The organism is Streptomyces phaeofaciens (assembly GCF_014648915.1).
GTDB lineage: Bacteria > Actinomycetota > Actinomycetes > Streptomycetales > Streptomycetaceae > Streptomyces > Streptomyces phaeofaciens.
In genome coordinates, this window is record NZ_BMSA01000020.1 from 99,868 (window position 1) to 123,505 (window position 23,638).

General features: G+C 71.7%; 17 protein-coding genes. 3 read left to right on the forward strand and 14 right to left on the reverse strand.

Annotated elements, in window-relative coordinates:
• Positions 1 to 29 precede the first annotated feature (29 nt).
• The 4 genes from IE275_RS29565 to IE275_RS29580 all read right to left on the reverse strand — a co-directional run bounded on the left by IE275_RS29565 (position 30) and on the right by IE275_RS29580 (position 4,883).
• Positions 30 to 713: a response regulator transcription factor gene (locus IE275_RS29565; protein ID WP_189714697.1), complete on the reverse strand. Its 684-nt coding sequence runs from the start codon at positions 711 to 713 to the stop codon at positions 30 to 32.
• Positions 710 to 1,861, reverse strand: coding sequence for a sensor histidine kinase (locus tag IE275_RS29570; RefSeq protein ID WP_189714699.1), 1,152 nt, complete (start codon positions 1,859 to 1,861; stop codon positions 710 to 712). The genes IE275_RS29565 and IE275_RS29570 overlap by 4 nt, the downstream gene beginning before the upstream one ends.
• Positions 1,858 to 2,406 carry a CcdC protein domain-containing protein gene (locus IE275_RS29575; protein ID WP_189714701.1) on the reverse strand — a complete coding sequence of 183 codons (549 nt, stop codon included), beginning with the start codon at positions 2,404 to 2,406 and terminating at the stop codon, positions 1,858 to 1,860. Before IE275_RS29575 ends, IE275_RS29570 begins: the two co-directional genes overlap by 4 nt.
• A 353-nt stretch (positions 2,407 to 2,759) precedes the next feature.
• A complete protein-coding gene (locus IE275_RS29580; protein ID WP_189714702.1) occupies positions 2,760 to 4,883 on the reverse strand; it encodes a DNA gyrase/topoisomerase IV subunit B in 2,124 nt (707 codons plus the stop codon).
• Positions 4,884 to 5,327: 444 nt separating this feature from the next.
• Here IE275_RS29580 and IE275_RS29585 point away from each other — a divergent pair, with 444 nt between their 5' ends.
• The gene (locus IE275_RS29585; RefSeq protein ID WP_189714704.1) at positions 5,328 to 5,555 is read left to right on the forward strand and encodes a DUF7455 domain-containing protein; all 228 of its coding nucleotides are present in this window, start codon (positions 5,328 to 5,330) and stop codon (positions 5,553 to 5,555) included.
• 118 nt (positions 5,556 to 5,673) lie between these two features.
• On the opposite strand, the gene IE275_RS29590 is transcribed toward IE275_RS29585, so the two are convergent.
• From IE275_RS29590 to IE275_RS29620, 7 genes are all read right to left on the reverse strand, one after another.
• The gene (locus IE275_RS29590) at positions 5,674 to 6,579 is read right to left on the reverse strand and encodes a serine protease (RefSeq protein ID WP_189714706.1); all 906 of its coding nucleotides are present in this window, start codon (positions 6,577 to 6,579) and stop codon (positions 5,674 to 5,676) included.
• A 135-nt stretch (positions 6,580 to 6,714) separates the two neighbouring features.
• On the reverse strand, positions 6,715 to 8,259 hold the full coding sequence (locus IE275_RS29595) for an RNA polymerase sigma factor (protein ID WP_189714708.1): 1,545 nt from the start codon (positions 8,257 to 8,259) through the stop codon (positions 6,715 to 6,717).
• A gap of 498 nt (positions 8,260 to 8,757) precedes the next feature.
• Entirely contained in the window at positions 8,758 to 9,645 is an 888-nt protein-coding gene (locus IE275_RS29600) for a FadR/GntR family transcriptional regulator (RefSeq protein ID WP_189714710.1), read from the reverse strand.
• A gap of 162 nt (positions 9,646 to 9,807) precedes the next feature.
• Positions 9,808 to 12,144: an ABC transporter ATP-binding protein gene (locus IE275_RS29605; RefSeq protein ID WP_189714712.1), complete on the reverse strand. Its 2,337-nt coding sequence runs from the start codon at positions 12,142 to 12,144 to the stop codon at positions 9,808 to 9,810.
• Between the two features lie 105 nt (positions 12,145 to 12,249).
• Complete coding sequence (locus IE275_RS29610) at positions 12,250 to 13,008, reverse strand: NUDIX hydrolase (protein WP_189714714.1); 759 nt, start codon at positions 13,006 to 13,008, stop codon at positions 12,250 to 12,252.
• 130 nt (positions 13,009 to 13,138) lie between these two features.
• Positions 13,139 to 15,058 carry a glycogen debranching N-terminal domain-containing protein gene (locus tag IE275_RS29615; RefSeq protein ID WP_229870706.1) on the reverse strand — a complete coding sequence of 640 codons (1,920 nt, stop codon included), beginning with the start codon at positions 15,056 to 15,058 and terminating at the stop codon, positions 13,139 to 13,141.
• Positions 15,059 to 15,433: 375 nt separating this feature from the next.
• Entirely contained in the window at positions 15,434 to 17,017 is a 1,584-nt protein-coding gene (locus tag IE275_RS29620; protein WP_229870690.1) for a DUF4192 domain-containing protein, read from the reverse strand.
• Positions 17,018 to 17,435: 418 nt separating this feature from the next.
• Here IE275_RS29620 and IE275_RS29625 point away from each other — a divergent pair, with 418 nt between their 5' ends.
• Both IE275_RS29625 and IE275_RS29630 read left to right on the forward strand, forming a co-directional pair.
• Positions 17,436 to 19,601, forward strand: a complete 2,166-nt coding sequence (locus IE275_RS29625) for a RecQ family ATP-dependent DNA helicase (protein WP_189714718.1) — start codon at positions 17,436 to 17,438, stop codon at positions 19,599 to 19,601.
• 312 nt (positions 19,602 to 19,913) lie between these two features.
• A complete protein-coding gene (locus IE275_RS29630; protein ID WP_189714720.1) occupies positions 19,914 to 20,534 on the forward strand; it encodes a hypothetical protein in 621 nt (206 codons plus the stop codon).
• Between the two features lie 382 nt (positions 20,535 to 20,916).
• Here the strand turns inward: IE275_RS29630 and IE275_RS29635 are convergent, their stop codons facing one another.
• The 3 genes from IE275_RS29635 to IE275_RS29645 all read right to left on the reverse strand — a co-directional run bounded on the left by IE275_RS29635 (position 20,917) and on the right by IE275_RS29645 (position 23,635).
• On the reverse strand, positions 20,917 to 21,555 hold the full coding sequence (locus tag IE275_RS29635) for a hypothetical protein (RefSeq protein WP_189714722.1): 639 nt from the start codon (positions 21,553 to 21,555) through the stop codon (positions 20,917 to 20,919).
• Positions 21,556 to 21,623: 68 nt separating this feature from the next.
• Positions 21,624 to 22,325: a ribonuclease HII gene (rnhB, locus tag IE275_RS29640; protein ID WP_189714724.1), complete on the reverse strand. Its 702-nt coding sequence runs from the start codon at positions 22,323 to 22,325 to the stop codon at positions 21,624 to 21,626.
• 404 nt (positions 22,326 to 22,729) lie between these two features.
• Entirely contained in the window at positions 22,730 to 23,635 is a 906-nt protein-coding gene (locus tag IE275_RS29645; RefSeq protein ID WP_189714726.1) for an ADP-ribosylglycohydrolase family protein, read from the reverse strand.
• Between the last annotated feature and the right edge of the window lie 3 nt (positions 23,636 to 23,638).

Sequence of the window (23,638 nt, forward strand, 5' to 3'; positions counted from 1 at the left end):
TTCACCCCATCAGGTGACCGAACAACCCTTCAGCCCGCAGGAGGCCGTACCAGCCCCTTCCGGTACGCGTAACGCACCGCCTGCGCGCGGTCCTTGATCCCCAACTTGGCGAACATGTTGTTGATGTGGGTCTTCACCGTCGCCGTGGACACATGCAGTCTCCGGCCGATCTCGTGGTTGCTGATCCCCTCGGCGATCAGCAGCAGCACCTCCATCTCCCGTGTGGTCAGCCCGTCCGGTGGCTCGACGGGGTCCGCCGGCTCGGGTTCGGGCGCCGAGAGACGCTCCAGGAGCCGCCGTTGGACACTCGGCGACAGGCCGGCGTCGCCCGACAGGACGCTGTGCACGGCCCGCACGATCTCGTCCCCGCCCGCGTCCTTGGTGAGATATCCCCGCGCGCCCGCCTTCAGCGCCGGGAACAGGGACTCGTCGTCCGCGTACGTCGTGAGCACCACGACCTGCGTCCCGGGGTGTTCCGCCCGGATGCGCCGGGTCGCCTCGACGCCGTCGCAGCGGGGCATGCGCAGATCCATCAGCACCACGTCCGGGGCGAGTTCGGCGACGAGCTTCACCGCCTCGTCACCGTCCCCGGCGGCGCCCACGACCTCGATCCCCGGCAGCAGGCCGAGCAGCATCACGATGCCCTCCCGGACGACGGTCTGGTCGTCCGCCACCACGACCCGGGCAGGCCCGCCCCGCGCCTCCTCGGTCATACCGGCACCCTCAGCGTCACCACGAACCCTTCCTCGCCCGGTCCCGCGTCGAGCGACCCGCCCAGCAGCTCGGCACGCTCACGCATACCCAGCAGACCGTACCCGCCGCCCGCCTCGGTGAGTTCACCCGGCGAACCCCCCGAGTCCCGCACGTCCAGGGTCACTTCACGGGGCCCGTACGCCAGCCTCACGCTGACCTTCGCGCCACGAGCGTGCTTGCGGACGTTCGTCAGGGCCTCCTGCGCCACCCTGCGCACCGCCTGCGACGCCTCGGCCGGCAGCGCTCTGCGGTCCCCCTCGACGGTGACCTCCGCCCCGTCGGCCTGGCGGACCAGTTCGGTCAGAAACTCCTCCAGCGGTGTCAGGTCGCCTCTCAGCGCGGAAAGCGCCTGACGGGTCTCGTCCAGCCCGTCGCGAGCCATGCCGCGTGCCGCCACCACACGCTCGAGGATCTGCGTACGGTCCGCGCCCCGCTCGATCAGCAACCGGGCGGCCTCCAGGTGCACGAGCTGCGCCGAAAGGCTGTGAGCCAGTACGTCATGGATCTCCCGGGCGATACGGGCCCGCTCCGCCAAGGCCGCCGACTCCGCCTCGGCCGCTCTGGCCGCCCGTTCCTGGGCGAGCAGCCGCTGGGAGTTGCCCCGGGCCTCGGCGTCCAGTCGCAGCGCGTATCCGGCGAGGGCCATGCCCCCGACGACGACGGCGGTGGTCGGCCAGGTGTCCTCGTCGATGACGGCGAAGGCGGTGAAGCCGACCGAGGCCACCGGCAGAGCGGCCGCGAGAGGCAGTCGCTCCAGCGCCACAATGGCGCACCCGCACAGCAGGACGGTCGCCGGAGAGTGGAAGCCCACGGCCCTGGCTCCGCCCGCGAGCCCCAGCAGCAGGAGGACGAGCCCGAGCGAGGGCCACAGTCGGTGCTGGAGCGTCGTCCGGAACAACGCCCAGGCGAGCCCGCCGGCCACGAGCACTCCGACGCCCCCGACGACCACGGCCCAGCCGTGGGCCCGGCTGTCCTGGAAGGCGCTCCACAGCAGCGCGCCGAGCACCAGCAGTCGCACGGCCCAGGCCAGCAGCCGCCTGGGCCGCGAGGTCTCCTTGCGGCCCAGCGCCTCGCGAGAGGGCCAGCGTGTCCAGACGTTCTCCGTCACACGCGCTCCTTCCACGCGGACCGGGGCACGTCCCACGCGGACCGGGGCACGTCGTCACCGTACGCCGCGCCGCGTGCGGCAGCCGCCCCGTGCAGAGCGCTCACGCGGCGCGTCAGGACCCCGGACCGGACCAGCAGGGTGGCCGCGAGTGCCAGGAGCAGGGCCGAGCTGTCCTGGTGGACGCCCAACACGGCGCCCAGGGCGAAGAGACCCACGCGCAGTGCTATCCCGACGCCCCAGACGAGCGCGCTCGCCTTGGTGCTCCTGCTCCACACCGCGCCGTCCGGCTCCACCCATATCCGGGTGGTCCAGGCCCAGCCGGCTCCCATGGCCACGCCCACGATCAGCTCGGCGCCGAGCACCAGGGCCGACGCGGTGTGGTGGTGGGCGTCGAGAAGACCGGGTTCACGCAGAGCCACGACGGCCAGGATCCCGGGCAGGATCCACCACCGCCGGTCCGTGTCGAGGCGGCTCGCACGGAACTGCCTCACGATCACCACTACGACCACGGCCACGATCAGCAGCGCGTCGACAAGCCCGGACATCACAGCCTCCGCCAGCGGGAAGGGGGTACCGGCAGCGGGCGCTGCCGACGCCTTCGACGCTACGGAATCGCGCAGGTCAGCAGATCGGCGCGAGGTGGAACACGGGTGGATCTCCGCGGGGCGGGGTCCTCCACCCATGGGTGGAGTCACCCCCGGAACACCCCGGCCGATCCCAGCCGATCTCAGCCGGTCCCAGTCGAGGCCGGCCGGTCCCAGTCGAGGCCGGCCGAGCCCGGCCGGCCTCGGTCGACCTGGCCTGACCCGAGCACGACTCCCACGCCCGGGCCGGGCCATGCCGCTCCACCGCTCCAGCCCGTCGATCCGCCCGCGATGCCCCAGGCGGAGCGCACCGGCTACGCGTCGATGCGTGACCGGTCCAGCGTCGCCGCCGAGCTGGAGATGAATTCCTTGCGGGGTGCCACGTCGTTGCCCATGAGCAGGTCGAACACCTGCTCGGCCGCCTCGAGGTCGGACAGGTTGATACGGCGCAGGGTGCGGTGACGGGGGTCCATCGTCGTCTCGGCCAGCTGGTCGGCGTCCATCTCACCGAGACCCTTGTAGCGCTGGATGGAGTCCTTGTACCGGACACCCTTGCTCTGGAATTCCATGAGCTTGTCGCGCAGCTCACGGTCCGAGTACGTGTACACGTACTTGTCCTGGCCCCGCTTCGGCTGGACCAGTTCGATGCGGTGCAGCGGGGGCACCGCGGCGAACACCCGGCCAGCCTCGACCATGGGTCGCATGTAGCGCTGGAACAGGGTGAGCAGCAGGCACCGAATGTGGGAGCCGTCGACATCGGCGTCGGTCATCATGATGATCTTGCCGTAGCGGGCGGCGTCGATGTCGAAGGTCCGCCCGGAGCCGGCCCCTATGACCTGGATGATCGCGCCGCACTCGGCGTTCTTCAGCATGTCGGTGACGGACGACTTCTGGACGTTGAGGATCTTGCCCCGGATCGGCAGCAGCGCCTGGAACTCGGAGTTCCGGGCGAGCTTCGCCGTACCGAGAGCGGAGTCGCCCTCGACGATGAACAGCTCGCTGCGGTCGACGTCGTCACTGCGGCAGTCGGCGAGCTTGGCGGGCAGCGACGATGACTCCAGGGCCGTCTTGCGGCGCTGCGCGTCCTTGTGCTGGCGGGCGGCGATACGCGTGCGTGCCGCGGCGACCGCCTTCTCCATGACGACCCGGGCCTGCGCCGCCGCGTCCCGCTTGGTGGACGTCAGGAACGCCTTGAGTTCCTTGGCGATCACGGTGTTCACGATGCGGCGGGCGGCCGAGGTGCCGAGCACCTCCTTGGTCTGGCCCTCGAACTGCGGCTCGGCGAGGCGGACGGTGACGACGGCGGTCAGGCCCTCCAGGGCGTCGTCCTTGACGATGTCGTCCTCGGCGACACGCAGCAGCTTCTTGGCACGCAGCACCTCGTTCATGGTGCTGGCCACAGCCGTCTCGAAGCCCGCGACGTGTGTACCGCCCTTGGGGGTGGCGATGATGTTCACGAACGACTTCAGGTTCGTGTCGTAGCCCGTGCCCCACCGCATCGCGACATCCACGTCGAGCTCACGGGTGACCTGGGTCGGCGTCATCTGGCCGTGCTCGTCCAGGACCGGGACGGTCTCCCTGAACGTGCCCTGGCCGGTCAGGCGGAGGACGTCGCAGACGGCCTTGTCGGTGGCCAGGTACTCGCAGAACTCGCTGATGCCGCCGTCGAAGCGGAAGGACTCCTCACCCTTGCTGCCGCCCTCGCCCAGGCCGTACTCGTCGCGGACGACGATGGTCAGGCCCGGCACCAGGAACGCGGTCTGGCGGGCGCGCTGGTGGAGGTGCTCCAAGGAGAGCTTGGCGTCCTTGAGGAAGATCTGGCGGTCGGCCCAGTAGCGCACGCGCGTGCCGGTGCGGGTCCTGGCGATCCTCTTGGCCTTGCGCAGGCCGGCCTGGGAGTCGAACTTGGCGTCGGGGCCGTCCGCGGCGAAGGCGCCGGGGACGCCTCTGCGGAAGCTGATCGCGTGCGTGTTGCCGTTGCGGTCCACCTCGACGTCGAGGCGGGCGGACAGGGCGTTCACGACGGAGGCACCGACACCGTGCAGACCTCCGGAGGCGGCGTAGGACCCACCGCCGAACTTGCCGCCGGCGTGCAGCTTGGTCATCACGACCTCGACGCCGGAGAGGCCGGTCTTGGGCTCGACGTCGACGGGGATGCCTCGGCCGTTGTCACGCACCTCGACCGAGGCGTCGTCGTGGAGGATCACCTCGATGTGGTCGCAATAGCCACCGAGAGCCTCGTCGACGGAGTTGTCGATGATCTCCCACAGGCAGTGCATCAGACCACGGCTGTCGGTCGACCCGATGTACATGCCCGGACGCTTCCGCACGGCCTCGAGCCCCTCGAGGACGAGCAGGTGCCGCGCGGTGTAGTTGGAACCGTCCCGGTCTGCTCCTGCCAGCAGAGCTGTGGACGGCACGGACGTTTCGGCGGTCACGCGGTTCGCTCCTCGCTGAATTTCAGGTGGGGCCCTTCTGGGTAAGGGCGCGGCATCATTCGCCGCCAAGAGGGTACCGAGGCCTGGTAGAGCCGTTGTCACGCCACCCTCGTCTGAACTCAGACTAGTCCAGAGTCGCATGGGTGTTCGATCCCTCGATGGAGTGAAGTACATATCACGTTCCCTTCGACGCATGAACCATTTAGGCTCCGGGCACGTCCTCATGAACAAACCGGCAACCCAGCCGGGAGGACCGAACCATGACCGACAGCGCGAAACCGTAAGCACCACAGACACGCAATACGGCACATTCGCCGCCAAACCGGCAGCAGACGGCCACCTCGAAAGATTTTTTTTCGAGGAAAAGCCACGAGCGGGAACGTTTTGGGGCTGGTTGGATGTTGACCCTGGTACGACAGCTCGTCGAGCTAGAGAAGAGGCGACGTGACTACTGTTCTGACCCCCGCGAGCCCGCTGACGGCCGCTGACCGCTGCGACCGCTGCGGCGCCCAGGCGTACGTACGCGTCGTCCTGCTCAGCGGCGGAGAACTGCTCTTCTGCGCCCACCACGGCCGCAAGTTCGAGCCGGAGCTCAAGAAGATCGCCGCTGAGATACAGGACGAGACGGAGCGGCTCACCGTTCCTGCATCCGCCTCCGAAGAAGAGCGCTGATTCGCGTCCACGACGAGCGAGGACCGGCACAGGCCGGTACGCGGCGGCGGCCCCTGGACACCAGGGGCCGCCGCCCGTTCTCGTACCGTGAAGCCCTGCCTCACGGCAGACGGAACACTCAGGCGCCGCCAGGAGCCGCGACAGCGCCCGAACGGGCCGCTGAAGCGGCCTGAGGCGTCGCGAGAGCCCCCGCGGGCGCGGCACTCGACGCGAGTACCCGCATGACGTCCGAGACGCGCGTGTAGACGCCTGGGCTCTCCGCCCGTCCGCAGCCGCTGCCCCAGGACACCAGCCCGATCAGCCGACCCTGAGCGACCAGCGGTCCACCGCTGTCTCCCTGGCAGGAGTCACGGCCGCCCCGCTGCTCGCCGGCGCACACCATGCTCGCCGCGAGGTAGGTGCCGTCGGCCGAGGCGGGATAGGCCCGCTCGCAGAGCGCATCGGCCAGCACATGCACCGGGGCGGCCCGCAGGCTGTGCGCGTAGGCCCCGTACCCCGTGGTGTCGCCCCATCCGTAGACCGCGGCTCCGGTACCGGGCGCGTAGGCCGGATCCCCCGCGGCGGCCATGGGGATGACCGCAGCCTCCGGCAGTGCCTCGGCAAGGGTGAGTACGGCGAAGTCGCCCGCGTTGCTGGAACTGTCGTAGTGCGGGTTCACCCAGGTACTCCGCACGGCGATCTCCCGGCCTGTGTCCGTGTACAGGTCTGTACGGCCCGCGATGACCTTCAGATCGCGTACCCGCTCCGGCGGCGCTCCCAGAGCGTCCTCGCCCAGACAGTGGGCCGCCGTGAGGACAGTGGTCGAGCCGACCGCCACACCGCCGCAGAACTGCCCCGACCGCGTACCTCCGAACCGGTCACGGCTGGACAGTGCGACCGTCCAGGGGCTTTGCGAGACATCGACGGGAAAGCCGCCCACGACGCCGTCGGAGGCTGCCGGGGCGGCCGACAGCAAAGGTATGGCGGCCACCGCGGCCGCGAGAATCAACGGCCGGGTCAGCGCCCGGACCAGGGGACGACGCATACACGCTCCTCACACTGAAGTGATCGATGGACACCCAGAGTGATTCAGCGGACGGCACCCCGCACCCGCGCGCCCACGCCGAAGGCCCGGCTCCCCTGACGGGAGGCCGGGCCTTCGGCGTCGTACGACAGCGACCTAGTCGAGGTAGTCGCGCAGCACCTGCGAACGCGACGGGTGACGCAGCTTCGACATGGTCTTGGACTCGATCTGGCGGATGCGCTCACGCGTGACGCCGTACACCTTGCCGATCTCGTCGAGGGTCTTCGGCTGACCGTCGGTGAGACCGAACCGCATGGAGACGACGCCGGCCTCGCGCTCGGAGAGCGTGTCGAGGACGGAGTGCAGCTGTTCCTGGAGCAGGGTGAAGCTGACCGCGTCGGCCGGGACGACGGCCTCGGAGTCCTCGATGAGGTCACCGAACTCGCTGTCACCGTCCTCACCCAGCGGGGTGTGGAGGGAGATCGGCTCACGGCCGTACTTCTGGACCTCGATGACCTTCTCCGGGGTCATGTCGAGTTCCTTGGCCAGCTCCTCCGGGGTGGGCTCGCGGCCCAGGTCCTGGAGCATCTGGCGCTGCACGCGCGCGAGCTTGTTGATGACCTCGACCATGTGCACCGGGATACGGATGGTGCGGGCCTGGTCGGCCATGGCGCGGGTGATCGCCTGACGGATCCACCAGGTGGCGTACGTGGAGAACTTGTAGCCCTTGGTGTAGTCGAACTTCTCGACCGCGCGGATCAGACCGAGGTTGCCCTCTTGGATGAGGTCCAGGAAGAGCATGCCGCGGCCGGTGTAGCGCTTGGCCAGGGAGACCACCAGACGGAGGTTGGCCTCCAGGAGGTGGTTCTTGGCGCGGCGGCCGTCCTCGGCGATGATCTCGAGCTCGCGCTTGAGCTTCGGGGCGAGCTTGTCGGCGTTGGCCAGCTTGTCCTCGGCGAACAGACCGGCCTCGATGCGCTTGGCGAGCTCGACCTCCTGCTCGGCGTTGAGCAGGGGGACCTTGCCGATCTGCTTGAGGTAGTCCTTGACCGGGTCGGCCGTGGCGCCCGCCGCCGCGACCTGCTGGGCCGGCGCGTCGTCCTCGTCCTCGTCGGAGAGGACGAAGCCCGCGCTCTCGGTGCCCTCCGGCTCGTCGCCGCCCTTGGGAGCGTCCTCGAGGACCTCGTCCTCGACCAGCTCGGCGTCGTCCTTCTTGGCGGCGGTCTTCTTGGCCGCCGTCTTCTTGGCGGGGGCGGCCTTCTTCGCGACAGCCTTCTTGGCGGTCGTCGTCTTCTTGGCAGCCGCCTTCTTGGCGGGGGCGGCGTCGTCTGCGGGATCGTCCACAGCGGGGGCGGCCGGGGCAGCCGTCGTGGAGGCGGTGGCCTTCCTCGTCGTCACCGTCTTCGCCGCCACTGTCTTGGTGGCGGTGCGCTTGGCCGGACTCTTCGCTGCGACGCTCTTTCGGGTGCGCTTGGGCTCCGCGGCACTGACCATCAGCGTCACACCCTCTTCCTCGAGGATCTGGTTGAGGCTGCGCAGTACGTTCTTCCACTGAGTGGCCGGAATCTGGTCAGCTTCGAAGGCCCGACGCACATCGTCGCCGGCGATCTGCCCCTCAGCCTTTCCCCGCTCAATGAGCGCCATGACAGAGACGGACTCGGCGATCTCCGGCGGGAGCGTACGGGATGTGCTGGCCGACACGAACAACCTCTCGGAACGTTGGAAAACGGCTTCCGGCCCCGTCCACGACGGACAGGAGCCGACCACCGGCGCCTGGGGGTGGGCCGACGGTGCGGGCGGGGGCCGGGAAGATTCACAGCGCCGTGAACGGCGTCCGTATTCCCTCCTCGACTGTCACCTCTTAGGTCATCGCGTTGTTCCCAAGAGCGTTACGCCCAATCTTCGTGGCCCGAGTCACACCCCGTAAGTTCCCAAAAATGGGCATACCTGAACACGTGCGGGCACCTGCGGCACCCGTGCCCGTTCTGCGCCTCTCCAGGCGATCTTTCCGGTGACCCTTCCGGCGATCTCTCCGGCAATACGCCTGGCGATCTTTCCGGCGACCTCACGTCACGACACGCCGTCGGACCCCACGGCCCCGGGACGGGTTCCGCGGGGTCCGACGGTGGGCGGGGAGCCGGCCGGGGATGACGCAGGAGGGGGGAGGCACCCCCGGGCCGTACCACCCGCGGAGTGCGGTCAGTGCTCGCGCGGCGCCGGCACGACTCGCTCCACCTCGGGGTGGACGGTCAGCAGCTGGCGCATGGCGGTCTCGGCGGCCATGCCGTCGGCCGCGGCCAGGGCGTCGACGATCCTGCCGTGGTGCGCCAGCGACACCTCGTTCGGCCGGTCGCAGCCCGTGACGGGGCCGCCCGAGACCTGGAGGGCCGCCGACACGATCCCCGAGAGGTGCTCCAGCATGCGGTTTCCCGCGATCTGGATGAGCAGCGTGTGGAACTCCGCGTCGGCCCGGGAGTACGTGAGCGCGTCACCCTGCGCCATGGCGTGGCCCATGATCTCGACCATGTCACCGAGCCGCTGCTGGATGTCCTCACGGCCGTGCCCGGCAGCGAGACGGGCTGCCAGCGGCTCGATCGTCCAGCGCAGCTCGCTCAGCTCGCGCCGCTGGTCGTCGCGCTGCGGACCGAAGGCCCGCCACTCGATGATGTCGGGGTCCAGGAGGTTCCAGTCACTGACGGGACGCACACGCGTGCCGACGTTCGGCCGGGCACTGACCAGGCCCTTGGCCTCCAGGACGCGGAGCGACTCACGGACGACGGTGCGGGACACCTCGAAACGCTGGCCGATCTCCTCGGGCACCAGCGGGCGGTCGGCCCCCAGGTCACCCGAGACGATCATCTGGCCCAGCTGCTGGACGAGTTGGCCGTGCAGTCCGCGTCCGCGGTTGCCCGCGCTGCGCCGGCCCACGCGGCCCAGCTCGGGATCCACGCCCTCCCACACGGGAGCTCCGACGCGGTCGACGGCGGGCGCGTCGGCGTAGGGGTAGCGGTCGAGTTCGCCCGGGCCGGCCAGACCGGAGTCGGCGGAGCGGGCGGCGGTCATCATGGTGTGCGCAAGGGTACTCACGGATCCTTTGTCGGCGCCGCTCCCAACTCCCTTGAGGTCTTTGGTGAAAAGCACACGAAAGGGTGATCGCTCACACCGTCGCAATTGACGCCTTATCGGAAAGAAATGGGCGTTCTCCGGGGAGTTGCGCACATGACCGAAACATATGGTTGCGGACGGTCGTCACCGGGCCCTGCTCCGTAGGGTCGTGAGCAGGTACGCGCAGAACAGCACGATGAGCCACAACGCCAGTGCCCAGCCCACGGGTTGACCGACCAGACGCAGCGCGGCGGACACGTAGCGCTCACCGCCGAAGGGCCACTGCACCAGGAGCACCTCGCGCAAACGCAGCGAGAAGCCCGTCGCGGTCCGCACGGATGCGCTCCCCACGGCCTCTTGTGCGAGGGGTGTGACGGCGACCGGTACGGCGAGCACCGCCGCGAGTCCGGCCGTGGTGGATCGGAAGACACCCGCGGCCAGGACACCGGCCCAGGCGCAGCCGACCACGAGACCGAGCCAACTCGCGCTCAACGGAAGCCACTCCGCCGGAACTTTCACGAACTCCCGACCGTAGAGGAGATAGAGCACTTCGGCGTTGCAGCCCACCGTGAGGAAGGCCAGCATCAGCGCGGTGAACGCGGCGACGAGAAGCTTCGCGGTGAGCATGCCCAGCCTCCGGGGCACGGTGCCGCGGTCCGCGGCCAGGGCGGGGTGGCGGAACTCGTCCCCGAAGGCGAGCGCGCCGAGCAGCCCCGCTCCGAGCGCCGCCGGTGGCAGCGGCAGCTCCACGGGCCACGCGGACAGCAGCCGCGCCTGCGGGGTGTGGCCGAGACGGGCGAGGAACACCGCGGTGAGGGCGGAGACGATCAGCACGGCGGCGCCGGTCAGGAAGCCGGTGCTGATGCCGGCGGCACGGCGGAGTTCGTAGCGCAGGGGGCGAAGCGGGCTGGGGGCGGAGCGGACGGAGATGGGGGGTGGCAGGGCGGACGGGTCGTCGCAGGGTCGGAAGGCGGGGACACGGTGCGACTGACGCTGTGACTGCTCGGGCGGAGCGGTGTCGACCGGGGGTGCGGGTGGGGTCGGGCTGCCGGTCGGGCCGTCGGCCTCGGGATCGGCGGCGGGATCGACGCAGGGATCAGCGCTGAAGTCGGCGTCGGGATCGGCGCCGGTGGGGTCATCAGTCGTTTCGGGCTCTTCGAGTTCTTCGAGTTCTTCGAGTCCTTCGAGTCCTTCGAGTCCTTCGAGTTCGTCAGGTGACTGACGGTCGTCCGCGGCAGCGGCAGGTGCGGCGATCGGTGCATCGAGAAGCTCGGGATCGGTGAGGGCGATGTCCGGGGTGCTGCTGGTGTCAGCAGTCGTCGACGCGGCACCGGGCGGGCGCTCGGCTTCGGTGGACGGCGTGCCGTCGGTGGGGGCGGACTCGCCGGGCTCGGGCGGCGCGATGAGACGTCCGGGCTCTTCGCCGGGCAAGGCCGGGGCGACCGCGACAGAAGCTTCGTCGCCTCCGCGCTCCAGCCGATCGTCGTCGGCGCCCTCCGGACATTCGAGGCCCGACGCAGAAGCCTCGGCCTGGCACCCCGGGTCCCGCCCCCCGGCCGAGAGGCCGGGCCCGCCCTCCTCCCTCCCCTCGACGGCCGCGCCACTCGCCCCCATGTCACCGGTCTCATCGGCGAGTTGGTGGATGAGGATGCCGTGGCGGAACGCCGTCTCTCCCACGTGCGCGCACGTACTGCCGTACACCGAAAGCCGGTTGCCGTCCTCATGGACGACCTCGACGGAGCAGCGCGCGGTCCGGGCCTCCTTGGCGAGCAGGGCGGCCAAGCGGGCGGCGTGCGGGCTGCGGACGGCCACGCGGGGGCGCAGCCGGGTGCGGGCGAAGTCGGCGGCCTCCTGGTCGGCGACGAGCCTGCCCCCCTCCAGGGTGACGACCCGATCGGCTGTGCGGGCGGCCTCCTTGGGATCGGCCGTGGTCGTCAGGACCGCGCCTCCCTGGTCCGCGTGGGCGCGCAGCGTGCTGTGCAGCCAACGGATTTCGCGTGCCGACAGGCCTGTCGCCGGAGCGTCCAGCACCAGGGTGTGCGGGTCCGCGAGAAGGGCACAGGCGAGACCCAGCCGCCGGTCCATGCCGCGAGAGAGTGTGCCGAGGCGCTCGTCGCGCAGGCTGACCAGACCGACGACCTCAAGGACTTCGTCCGCCCGCCGGACCGGAACGCCCGTGGCCGCGCACAGCATGCGCAGATGACCGCGGACGGTGCGGGACGGATGCCCCGGTACGTCGCCCAGGAGGACGCCGACCTCACGGGAGGGGTGCGCGATGCGATGCAGAGGGCGACCTCTGAAGTAGGTGAGACCACGCCCCTGTTGGAGTTCGAGCATGAGTCTCAGCACCGTGGTTTTGCCCGCGCCCGGAGCTCCGAGCAGCACGGTGACGCGGCCCGCGCGCGCCTCGAAGGAGACGTCGTCGATGGCGGGCGGAAGCGCCTTGCGGGGATTGCTGGTCAGTCCGAAGGCCTGGATCACCTGTAGCAAGATAGCGCGCTATGTCCGGTTTTACCGGTCACCGCACGGCTGGCGACACAGGCGTGATCAACACGTCCTTCCACAGGCGGCTTCGACGGCTCCCCGTCACACCTCGGGCCGCAGCATCGGGGGGTTGAGCAAGGTCGCGCCCCCGGCGCGGAAGAGCTGGGCGGGGCGGCCGCCCTGACGTGTGGTGGTGCCGCCGGTCGGAACCAGGAAGCCCGGCGTTCCCGTCACCTTGCGGTGGAAGTTGCGCGGGTCGAGCGCCACGCCCCACACCGCTTCGTAGACGCGTCGCAGCTCGCCGACCGTGAACTCGGTGGGGCAGAACGCGGTGGCCAGCGACGAGTACTCGATCTTGGAGCGGGCTCGCTCCACACCGTCCGCGAGGATCTGCGCATGGTCGAAGGCCAGGGGGGTGACGGGTTCGCCGTCACGGCCGTATCCACCCTGCTGGAGCAGTTCCTCCACCGGCGCCCAGCGCGCGTTGCTGGCGTCGCCGCCGGCCCGTGGAGCGGGGAGGTCCGGGGCGAGCGCGAGGTGGGCGACGCTGACGACGCGCATCCGGGGATCGCGCTTGGGGTCGCCGTACGTGGCGAGCTGTTCCAGGTGGGCGCCGTAGTCCTGGGCCGGGGCGGAGGGCTCGTGGGCGCGCAGTCCGGTCTCCTCGGCCAGTTCGCGCGCCGCGGCCTGGGAGAGGTCCTCGTCGGCCCGTACGAAGCCTCCGGGCAGCGCCCACCGTCCCTGGAACGGCGACTCGCCCCTGCGCACCGCCAGCGCGCACAGGGCATGGCGGCGCACGGTCAGCACGACCAGGTCCACGGTGACGGCGAAGGGCGGAAAGGCTGACGGGTCGTAGGGCATGCGGCGATCATAGTCGTCTTCCTGACGATAAACACTCCCTCCGTCGGACCCTTCGCCGGCTGATCCACTCCGGTTCGGCGGGGCTGCGACCGTTCTGTCCGGCTCCCCTCGAAAGCGGCGTCCTACGAGGTCACGCTCCCAATTGCAGTCCGTCGACCGCCTCCTCGACCATGGCGAGCCCGAGTCGGCTGACCCGTACCGAGAAGGGAGCGCCCGCGATGCGCAGGCCGGTCAGGACGATCTCACCCAGGGGTGCGCTGTGGAGCGGGCGCAGGGTGACCGTGCCGGCCGGGGCGTCGGGCCGGATGCCGGCCGGCGTGGTCAGCAGCAGCACCCCGGCGGCCGCGGCGGTGGCGGCGGGCCGACAGGCCGCCGGGTGGGGCAGGGGGGCGCTGCCCTCGGTGCGCTGCTGTCCCGCGTACATCTCCGGGAGGCGGTGGTCGAAGGCCTCGGCCGCCGCCAGCACGCCACGCAGCAGCGCACCGGCCTCCTTCTCGTAGCCGGCGGCCGCCATACCTGCCACGGCGATCGCCGTCTCGTGCACCCGTACGGTGCCGCTGCGATGGCCGAAGGGGTTGTGGCCGGCTTCCTTCGCTCCCAGTCCCCGCAGGCCCCAGCCCGAGTCCATGACGGGGCTGCCGAGCAGCCGGGCGAGCTGTTCGGTGCGCACCTTGTCGAGCAGTCCGGGGGCCAGTTCGCCACCGCCGAGCAGGCCGGTGTCGAGCAGGTGGGCCATGGTGGCGCAGAGGTGGGGCACCAGCCGCCCGTCCGGGGTCCGTGCGGCCACGGGCCGGCCGCCGCCCGGGTCGTCGATCCAGAAGTCCTGCCGGAACCGGGCCCGCAGAGCCAGCGCCCACTCCCGCAGCCCGCCGCCGCCGGGTCTGCCGTAGGCATCGAGGAGATCGGCGCCGAGCAGGGCCGCACGGTGGGCGTGGGCCTGTGTCTCGCAGCGGAGCGGTCCGCCCGGCTGGGGATCGCGCAGATAGGGGCTGTCGCCGACTGCGGCCAGCAGCCATGTCAGGCAGCGCTCGGCCACCGGCAGCAGTTCCTCCGTCTCCTGCTCGGGCAGGCCCCATCGGCGGGCCTCGGCGAGCAGCACCGGGAAGAGCAGGGTGGCCTCCGTGCCGGTGCAGCTCGGCGGCAGGTGCGCGCCCGCGTCCCGGCGTGGGCCGGGGATCATGCCGGAGCGCGGTCCCTGGCCCGTGACCTGGGTGCGGGCGAGGACGCGCAGCGTTCCCGCGGCGAGCCGGGTGCCGAGGGGCAGCGTCATCCGGGACGCGGCGAGCGCCTCGGCGGGGGCCAGGCCGCAGCGCCAGGGAGCCCCGGCCGCCAGGTGTGTGTCCGTCGGGTGGGCGGGGTCGCGCACCAGCAGGGCCTGGAGGTCCTCGACGCTCGTGGCCAGGAGTGGGCCGACGCGCGGATCGTCGCCCGTGGCCTGTGCGGGAGCAAGGGGGCTCGTGGCTGCGCGGCCCACGGCCCGGGCCGGGCCCGCGCCCTCCAGGCGGGCCTTCAGTTCCACGGAGACGCTGCCACCGGGAGGCAGTTCGAATTCCCAGCGGAGCAGTCCCGCGGAGGCGAGCGCGTCGGCAGGTGGCGGAGTGGCGGTGACGCACGAGGTTCCGGTGGCGCCCGTCCAGCGCAGGCCGGAGTCGTGGACGCTGGCGGGCAGTTCGGGGCCGACGGTGCCCGACGCGATCGCCCCGAGATCGGCGAGGTCCGTGCCGAGAGCCACCTCGACCGGGAGCCGCAGGGGCCGGGTGGCGGCGCTCTGCAAGGTGATCCGCTCCGTGCCGTCCGCGGAGCGGGTCCGCTCGACGACGACATCCGGGTCCGGGCCGCCGTGCGGGGTGACGCGCAGCGTACCGGTGAAGCGGGCCCGGTCGGCCGAGGTCATCCGGGCCTGGACCACCAGCGGTTCCCGTCCGGCCACCCGCACCTGGCAGCGCGACAGGACGCGTCGGCCCGCGCGATAGATCCCTTCCAGTCCGCGTCCGGTCAACTGACCCTGCTCCGTGGAGATGGCGAGGCCCGGCAGGGCGACACAGATCATGGCCGTGTGGGCGGGTGGCAGACCGGCGGAGCGCTGCGGCACCGCGGGCGCCACCGGTGGGGCGGCTCCTCTCGGCGAAGGGGACGGGCGCCGCGGCGGGCCGAGGGGTGGCACCGGCATGCCGGGGCTGGAGCGTTCGTCGGCGGCGGAGCGTTCGTCGGCGATGGAGGGCGGAGTCGGCTGATGCATGTGACGTCTTCGGCTCTCTGTGCGCCTCGGGCAGGGTCGTCGCCGGACGGGGGACCCGGCCGACAGGTGCGCTGTGGCGGCACGTCCCGCGCAGGTGTACCGCCACTCAGGTGAACGGGCGGGGCTCCCCCAGGTCACGCCCCTGATCGAGGCGCCCCACCGAATGGCGGCGCCACGAGTGGGCGCTCACCCCTCGTCCTGGCCGCCGTCGCCGTCGGACCGCACCCCCTCGCGGTGGCCGCCCCGGCGGTGCACGGAGGGCTTCGCCTCTGTGCGCGGGCGCGAACGACCCCGGCTCGGTGTGCCGGGACGCGTGGTGCCGGTCGTCGGCGTGTGCGGTTCCGGCCGGAGCACGCGCGCTGCCGCCGCGCCCGGCTCCCGATCCCGGCCTTCCACACCCGCCGGGCGTGGCAGACCGCTGGTGGCACGGGCCGGCCCCGGACGTCGACGCCGTCGGCCGGCCGGCGCCGGCGCCGGCGTCGGCGTCGACGAGGGCAGGGGCCCGGGCATCGGCACCTGTTCCTCCGGGACGTCGGCCCCTTCGCAGGGCTCGTCGGCACTGGTGTCCCCGTCCGGTGCGCCGCCACCGGTCGCCTCACCGCTCTTGCCGGAGTCCGCCCCGCGTCCTGTCCGCTCGGAGCGCAGGCAGCGTCGTACCGACTCCGGGTCCAGGCCCTCGTTGCAGGCCTGGTGGAGGAGGCGGGCGAAGAGATACCCGGGGTCCGCGCCCAAAGCCATGGCCAGCGCCTCCCTGGCCTCCAATTCGTCGCCGCTGGACCAGGCGACCCAGCCGGCGAGGGTGAGCGGGGCGGCCGCGTGTTCGCCGTACGGCCCGACACAGCGGCGTGCCAAGGCTCGCCAGAGGCGCAGGGCGAGAGGGGCCTCGTCGCCCTCCATCCACTCGGCGGCGCGGTCGCGCGTCACGCGGTCCTGAAGGCCCAGGATCAGCGTCGCGGCTTCGTCGGCCCCGAGCAGTTCATCGTCCCGGCCGTCCGAAAGGAGTGCGCCGGACACGACGGGCGCCTTTGCGAAGCGCCGCATGAGGCGGGCGGCCAGTTCGAGGGTCTCGTCGGCCACCGCCGCGCGACGCACGTCGTCGAGGATCCTGGGAATCAGCGCCATGCCCGCGGCGTCCAGTGCGACTTCCTGCGCCAGTGCCTCGCCGGTCTCCAGGGGCTGCAAACGGGCCCGCAACTCGCGCAGGGTGCCCCGGACCTGGATGCCGGCGTAGGTGGCCGCCGCGGCCAGCACGGAGGTGCCGGGCAGCCCCATGGCCACGCCCTCGGCCGGGCAACAGCCCTTCTTGGCACAGCAGTACGACCAGAAGCGGCCGTCGGAGATGCACAGCGCCTCGATCACGGGGACGTCGAGGTTCCCGCAGGCGACGCGCAGCAGCCGGGCCAGTGGCTCCAGCCGCTGCATGACCTGACGTCCCGTCTCGGCGTTCGCCGGCTCCTGGCAGACGTAGGCGACCATCTGTGCGGCGCGGTTGCCTCGTCGTTCGCTGCCCTTCACCAGGCCCTCCGCGAGTTGCTGGGCGACGTCGGCCCAGTCGTCGGGGTTCGCGGGGATCCCGAGCCTGGCCCGCCCGCCGAACCGGCCCCGTCCGCCCCGGTCGTCCAGGGCGACCAGGACGATGCTGTCCTCCGGCCGGTACCCGAGCAGGTAGGGCAGCGCGTCGGCCAGCTCGGCAGGGGTGCGCAGGGTGACCTGGTGGACGGCGGGGCCGCCGTCGTAGGGGGTGTTCGCGTCGTACAGGGTGCGGCTCATGTAGGCCATGGGTTCGTCGCCCGTGGGCGGATCACCGTAGGCGGGCTCGCCACCTTGCGACCCATGGCCTTCTCGACCGCCGTGTCCCTCGTGGCCGTATCCCTCGCGGCCGTGTCCATGACCGCCCTGTCCGTGGCTGCTGCCGTGTCCGCGACTGCCATGTCCACCATCGGCGGATCCACCATTACCGGATCCCCCGTTGCCGGATCCAACACTGCCGTCCTGCCCGTCCCGCCCGGTGATGTCGCCGTTTTCGGAGGGTCCAGTCGTTTCGCTGTGATTCGTCATGCGCTGACGATCTCGCGGATCGCGAGCTTCCGCTCAGGCCTGTGGATAACTCTGATCAGGGCCACGCCAAACGGACGGAACGGGCACCGGCCGCGACCGGATTGTCAGTGCCGTCCTGTTGTATGGAGCCATGGAGCACACGAGCAACGCGGATCTCCGGGCGGACGCCGACACCGTCCTCGCCCGCCTCGTCGGCGACGCCACAGGCGCGGCACGGCTGCGCGAGGACCAGTGGCGGGCCATCGAGGCGCTGGTCGCCGACCGGCGCCGGGCCCTGGTCGTCCAGCGCACCGGATGGGGCAAGTCCGCGGTCTACTTCGTGGCGACCTCGCTGCTCCGGGCCCGCGGCTCCGGGCCGACCGTGATCGTCTCGCCGCTGCTCGCCCTGATGCGCAACCAGGTCGAGGCCGCGGCCCGGGCCGGTATCCACGCACGCACGATCAACTCCTCCAACACCGAGGAGTGGGAGACCGTCCAGGGCGAGATCGCGGCGGGCGAGGTGGACGTCCTGCTGGTCAGTCCCGAGCGGCTCAACAACCCGGACTTCCGCGACCAGGTGCTGCCCGCGCTGGCCGCGGCGACCGGGCTGCTCGTGGTCGACGAGGCCCACTGCATCTCCGACTGGGGCCATGACTTCCGCCCGGACTACCGCCGTCTGCGGACCATGCTCACCGATCTCCCCCCAGGGGTTCCGGTGCTCGCCACGACGGCGACCGCCAACGCGCGTGTGACGGCGGACGTGGCCGAACAGCTGGGCACGGGCGGCGCGTCGGACGCCCTGGTGCTGCGCGGCCCGCTGAACCGCGAGAGCCTCAGTCTGAGTGTGCTGCGGCTGCCGGACGCCGCGCACCGCATGGCCTGGCTCGCCGACCACCTCGACGAACTGCCGGGCTCCGGAATCGTCTACACGCTCACGGTGGCCGCCGCCGAGGAGGTCACGGCCTTCCTCCGGCAGCGCGGGCACCTGGTCGCCTCGTACACGGGCCGGACGGAGAACGCGGAACGGCAGCAGGCCGAGGAGGACCTGCTCGCCAACAAGGTCAAGGCGCTGGTCGCCACCTCGGCGCTCGGCATGGGCTTCGACAAACCCGACCTGGGTTTCGTCGTGCACCTCGGCTCGCCCTCCTCGCCCATCGCCTACTACCAGCAGGTGGGCCGTGCCGGTCGTGGCGTCGAGCATGCGGAGGTGCTCCTGCTGCCGGGCAAGGAGGACGAGGCGATCTGGGAGTACTTCGCCTCGCTCGCCTTCCCCTCGGAGGACCTGGTGCGCCGCACGCTGGACGTCCTCGGTCGCGCGCAGAAGCCGATGTCACTGCCCGCCCTCGAGCCCTTGGTGGAGCTGCGCCGCTCCCGCCTGGAGACCATGCTCAAGGTCCTCGACGTGGACGGGGCGGTGCAGCGGGTCAAGGGAGGCTGGACGGCCACGGGGCAGGCCTGGACGTACGAGACCGCGCGGTACGACTGGGTGGCGCGCCAGCGCAGGGCCGAGCAGGAGGCGATGCGGCAGTACGCGTCGACGACGGACTGCCGGATGGAGTTCCTCCAGCGCCAGCTCGACGACGAGGGAGCCCGGCCCTGCGGGCGCTGCGACAACTGCGCGGGAGCGCGCTACGGAGCCGAGACGTCCACGGCCGCGCTGGACGCCGCGCGCGTCGATCTGGGCCGTGCGGGCGTCGAGGTGGAGCCGCGCAAAATGTGGCCGACCGGCCTCCCCGCGATCGGCATGGACCTCAAGGGCCGGATCGCGGCGGGTGAACAGGCGGCGAGCGGACGAGCCTTGGGGCGCCTGTCGGACATCGGCTGGGGCAACCGGCTCCGCCCCATGCTCGCCGCGCAGGCCCCCGACGGACCTGTTCCGGACGACGTGGCGCGGGCCGTGGTGGGCGTGTTGGCCGACTGGGCGAAGGGGCCGGGCGGTTGGGCCTCCGGTGAGCCCGACGCGCAGCCGCGCCCGGTCGGTGTGGTCACCCTCCCCTCCCGCACCCGGCCTCGGCTGGTCCACTCGCTGGGCACGCGGATCGCGGAGGTCGGCCGGCTGCCGCTGCTGGGCGCGGTCGAGTACAGCGGTGATTCCTCGCCGGTCCACCGGAGCAACAGCGCCCAGCGTCTCAAGGCGCTCGACGGCATGCTGGAGGTGCCGCCGGAGCTGGCCGCCGCGCTCGCCGAGGCCCGGGGCCCCGTCCTGCTCGTGGACGACTACACCGAGACGGGCTGGACCCTGGCGGTGGCCGCCCGGATGCTGCGACGTTCCGGCGCACAGGGGGTGTTGCCGCTGGTCCTGGCCGTACAGGGCTGATCACAGCGTGTCGCCGACGCCGCCCACCGATCTGTCCCGAGGTACGGCGGCCGAGCCGGCCGACCTCCGTGCAAGGGAGACGGACGGCGACCCGCGCGTCGATGCACGCATCACCGGGTAGGGATATATGACTTGGACCGCCATATAACGGTCGGTGGCCTCAATTGCTCGTTGCCGCATCCCAGTTCGACAGGAAGAATTGGGTTCCGCTCCCCATACGGATCCCGCCCGTAGTCCGGTAGGGCTCTGCTGTGGCGTGCGCTCCCCCCGAAACCGCCCCGCCCGCTGTGGGCCGTAGCCGAAGGGAGGATCGTGACCCTCGGATTCGCTCCGTCGTCGGCAGCCTCGTTGTCGACGTCCACGTCCGCCGCCTCCGCCAACCGCCTGCTCGAACCCGCGGAGTGGTCCGCAGCAGGCATCCCGCTGCTGCGCAACCCGCGCGAAGTGGTCAGCGGGCTCCACTCACGGCATCAGCCCAGGCCGGCCACCGCCGTCGTGGCTGTCCTCGACCCGGACGAACGGGTGTGTGCCAGCGCTTCGTTCACGCGGCGTCAGGCGGCGGCGGACGGCTGGATGTTCCGCAACGCGCTGCTCGCCCAACTGCGCCGGGTCATCCCGCACGACCTCCGGCGTCGTACACCGGTGCGCACCGCCGTGCTGCTGTACTGCCGTGACGGCGACGCGCGCTGGACGGAGGAGGACGGGGCGTGGATGTGGGGCCTGCGGGACGCCTGCACCCTGCACGGGCTGCGCTGCGGGGCGTACATCACGCTGACCCGGGACGGCTGGCAGGTACTCGGCGAGGGTCGCGGGGGCCGTCGCCCTCATTCGGACTCCACTCCGGAGCCGTTCGGTCTGTCCGAGGCGCTGCCCCCGTTGCCGCGGACCGGCGGTGCCGCGTCGGAGGTTCTCCGGAGGGCTGCGGCCCGCTGAGGCCAGCGCCGGCCGGTGCGGACTTCCGTTGCCGTTGCCGCCCCCGAAGGGGCGCCGGTCGACGCCACAGCGCATCCCGCCGAGAACGACCCGGCCCGGCTGTGAAGCACAGCCGGGCGGCGGAAGTGGTGACACTGCCGACCGGGGGGCGTACGGCGTACCACCCCGGAACGGGTCTGCCCGGGAGTGAGGACACCGGGTCACGCGTGGCCTGGCGACCGCGGAACGGCGCACGCTCGACAGCACCGGAGCTTCGGCCCCGGGCAGGCCGAGACGCACGCCTGGACATCCGTCGTCCGCGCGCGCGAAGGCAGACCATGGAGGTGCCGCGGCAGCGACGCCTCCCCGGCCCCGACGTCCCCCGGGGCCTGGCGGAGCCGGCTCAGACGCCGGCGCCCAGCACCGCGTTGATCTGCTGCGGGTCTCCGCAGACGATCAGCAGGGCACCGGCACGAGCCAGGGCCAGGGGCAGGGCGGTCGCGGCGGCCGTGTCGGGACCGCCGTTGACGGCGACCACGACGACCGGGCGCGCGGACGCTCGGCCGACAGCGGCGGCATCGGCGTAGAAGACGTCGTCTCCCGCGTCGTGCTGCGCCCAGTAGGACGCCTCGCCGAAGGTCAGCTCGTGGGCGGCCCACGGGTGCTGCTCACCCGTGGTGAGCACCAGCACCTCGCTCGGGGCGCGCCCCGAGTCGAGCAGCAGGTCCACCGCCTCCTCGGCGGCGTCCAGGGCGCCGTCGACCGAGGACGGGATCAACTGGATCTGGGGAGCCGCCGCAGCGGGCGCGGCGGCGGGGGAAGCGGCCGGGGCCGAAGGCCCTGGCTTGGGCGCGGCGTCACGCGGGGCGCGCTGCGCCGGCGGCGCGGGCCGGACGGGTCCGGGACGACCGGGACGCGACGGAGCCGCGGGACGGGGGCCGGGGACGGGGCGAGGGGTCGGCGCTGTACGGCCGCTGGCCGGAGTGGCGCGGGGACCCTGGGCACTCTCGTGAATCTGAGGCTCCTCGGGAATGAGAGGCATGAGCTGTTTTTTATCAAACGTTGGTGCGGCTCGCGCCAGCGGGTGGCACATCAGTGCGAGCGGATTTGTCAGAAGTCGAAGCCCAGCTGGCCCTCGATCTCCGGAACTCTTCCGTCCGCCCAGCTGCGGGCCTTCTTGAGATGCCGCCACTGGGGCAGCGCATCAAGATACGCCCACGACAACCGGTGGTACGGGGTGGGGCCCCGCATCTCCAGTGCGGCCTTGTGCACGGGTGATGGATACCCGGCATTGTCCGCAAAACCGAAGTCTGCATGGTCGATACCCAGTTCGGCCATCATTTTGTCGCGCTGAACCTTGGCGATCACCGAGGCCGCCGCCACCGCAACGCACGAGCGGTCGCCCTTGATGACCGTACGGACCTGCCACGGGGCGCCGAGGTAGTCGTGCTTCCCGTCGAGGATCACCGCGTCGGGGCGGACCGGCAGCGCTTCCAGGGCCCGCCCGGCGGCGAGCCGCAGCGCGGCCGTCATCCCCAGTTCGTCGATCTCCTCGGGAGAGGCATGCCCCAGGGCGTACGAGGTCACCCATTTCCGCAGTATCTCGTCGAGCTCGTTGCGCCGCTTGACGGTGAGCAGCTTGGAGTCGGTGAGGCCCGCGGGAGGCCTGCGCAGTCCGGTAACCGCCGCGCAGACGGTGACGGGCCCGGCCCACGCGCCGCGGCCCACCTCGTCGACACCGGCAATGACCTTCGCTCCGGTCGTGGCGCGCAGGGAGCGCTCGACGGTGTGAGTTGGTGGTTCGTACGGCATGGCGCCCTTAGCGTACGCCGCCCGCATCCCCTCGCGACACCCGGTTCCCCCTGACCGTCCGGCCGCACCGACGGCAGCGCGCACGGGCCGTCCATCCCTGCGGGACACCGCACTCCTCATTCGCTGACGCACACCTTTGATCAGCACGCCATCACACGGGAATCGGCGCCCTGAGCGCACCGATTCACCCCTGCGGGCCTCGCCTCGGCCCGCCAATCACCCCATACCGGCACGCGACAACTCGCAGCACGAGGGCGACCCGGCAGCGTCCGTTCCGACAAGGTCACGCCAGCGAATTGTCCGAACGCGGCACGCGGCACCTGTCACGCAGCTCCACACGAAGCCCCGGCGACGCCGCGCCCGTCAGGCGGCTCCACAGCGAAGCCCCCGCGACGCCGCGCCCGTCACGCAGCCCCCGTCACCCACTCCGGCAGCGCCTCCACCTGCTCCGCCCACGCCGCCGGAGGTGCCCCGGCCTTCCCGGAGGCCAGCACGCCGCCCACGATGGCGCAGGTCGTGTCCACGTCGCCGCCCACCTGTGCGGTCGTCCAGAAGGCACCCTCGAAGTCACCGAGCGCGCGAGCGGCCGACCAGAGGGCGAAGGGGACGGTGTCATGGGCCGACGTACGCCGGCCGCAGCCGAGTACGGCCGCGACGGTGGCCGCGTCGCCGTAGTCGAGCATGTCCCGGGCCCGTCGCAGGCCGGCGCCGACGGCGCTCTTCGGGACGAGCGCGATCACGCCGTCCAGCAGCGCGGCGGCGCTCGGCGGGCCGCCCGGCGCGCCGGCCAGCGCGGCGGCCGCGGCGACGGCCATGGCCCCGACGACGGCCTCCCGGTGCTGATGCGTGGGGTAGGCGGAGATCTCGGCCTGGTGGGTGGCCTGCTCGGGGTCGTCCGCGTACCAGGCGCCGAGGGGGGCGATCCGCATGGCGGCGCCGTTGCCCCAGGAGCCCTGGCCGTTGAAGAGGGCGGCCGAGAGTTCGCGCCAGTCGGCACCCTCCCTGACCAGCCGCAGCAGGCGGTTGACCGCGGGGCCGTAGCCGCGGTCGAAGTCGTGGTGCTCGGCGAAGGAGCGGGCGAGGGCGTCCTGGTCGATGCGGTGGTGGGCCGCGAGGACGGCCACGACGGAGCAGGACATCTCCGTGTCGTCGGTCCACTGCCAGGGGCCGGGCGGCAGCTCGCGGCGCTTGAGCAGCGGGTAGTTCACCGGGACGAAGAACTGTGAGCCCAGCGCGTCACCCACCGCGAGTCCGCGCAGGCTGGCGAGGGCGCGCTCCAGGCGCCCGTCGGGAGAGGAGTCAGCGGTCATCTC

Coding starts and splice junctions, on each gene's coding strand:
- IE275_RS29610 (WP_189714714.1), bottom strand. CDS start 13,008: ATGCCCTACGACCCGTCAGCCTTTCCGCCCTTCGCCGTCACCGTGGAC.
- IE275_RS29645 (WP_189714726.1), bottom strand. CDS start 23,635: ATGACCGCTGACTCCTCTCCCGACGGGCGCCTGGAGCGCGCCCTCGCC.
- IE275_RS29620 (WP_229870690.1), bottom strand. CDS start 17,017: ATGAGCCGCACCCTGTACGACGCGAACACCCCCTACGACGGCGGCCCC.
- IE275_RS29590 (WP_189714706.1), bottom strand. CDS start 6,579: ATGCGTCGTCCCCTGGTCCGGGCGCTGACCCGGCCGTTGATTCTCGCG.
- IE275_RS29615 (WP_229870706.1), bottom strand. CDS start 15,058: ATGATCTGTGTCGCCCTGCCGGGCCTCGCCATCTCCACGGAGCAGGGT.
- IE275_RS29575 (WP_189714701.1), bottom strand. CDS start 2,406: ATGTCCGGGCTTGTCGACGCGCTGCTGATCGTGGCCGTGGTCGTAGTG.
- rnhB (WP_189714724.1), bottom strand. CDS start 22,325: ATGCCGTACGAACCACCAACTCACACCGTCGAGCGCTCCCTGCGCGCC.
- IE275_RS29635 (WP_189714722.1), bottom strand. CDS start 21,555: ATGCCTCTCATTCCCGAGGAGCCTCAGATTCACGAGAGTGCCCAGGGT.
- IE275_RS29625 (WP_189714718.1), top strand. CDS start 17,436: ATGGAGCACACGAGCAACGCGGATCTCCGGGCGGACGCCGACACCGTC.
- IE275_RS29565 (WP_189714697.1), bottom strand. CDS start 713: ATGACCGAGGAGGCGCGGGGCGGGCCTGCCCGGGTCGTGGTGGCGGAC.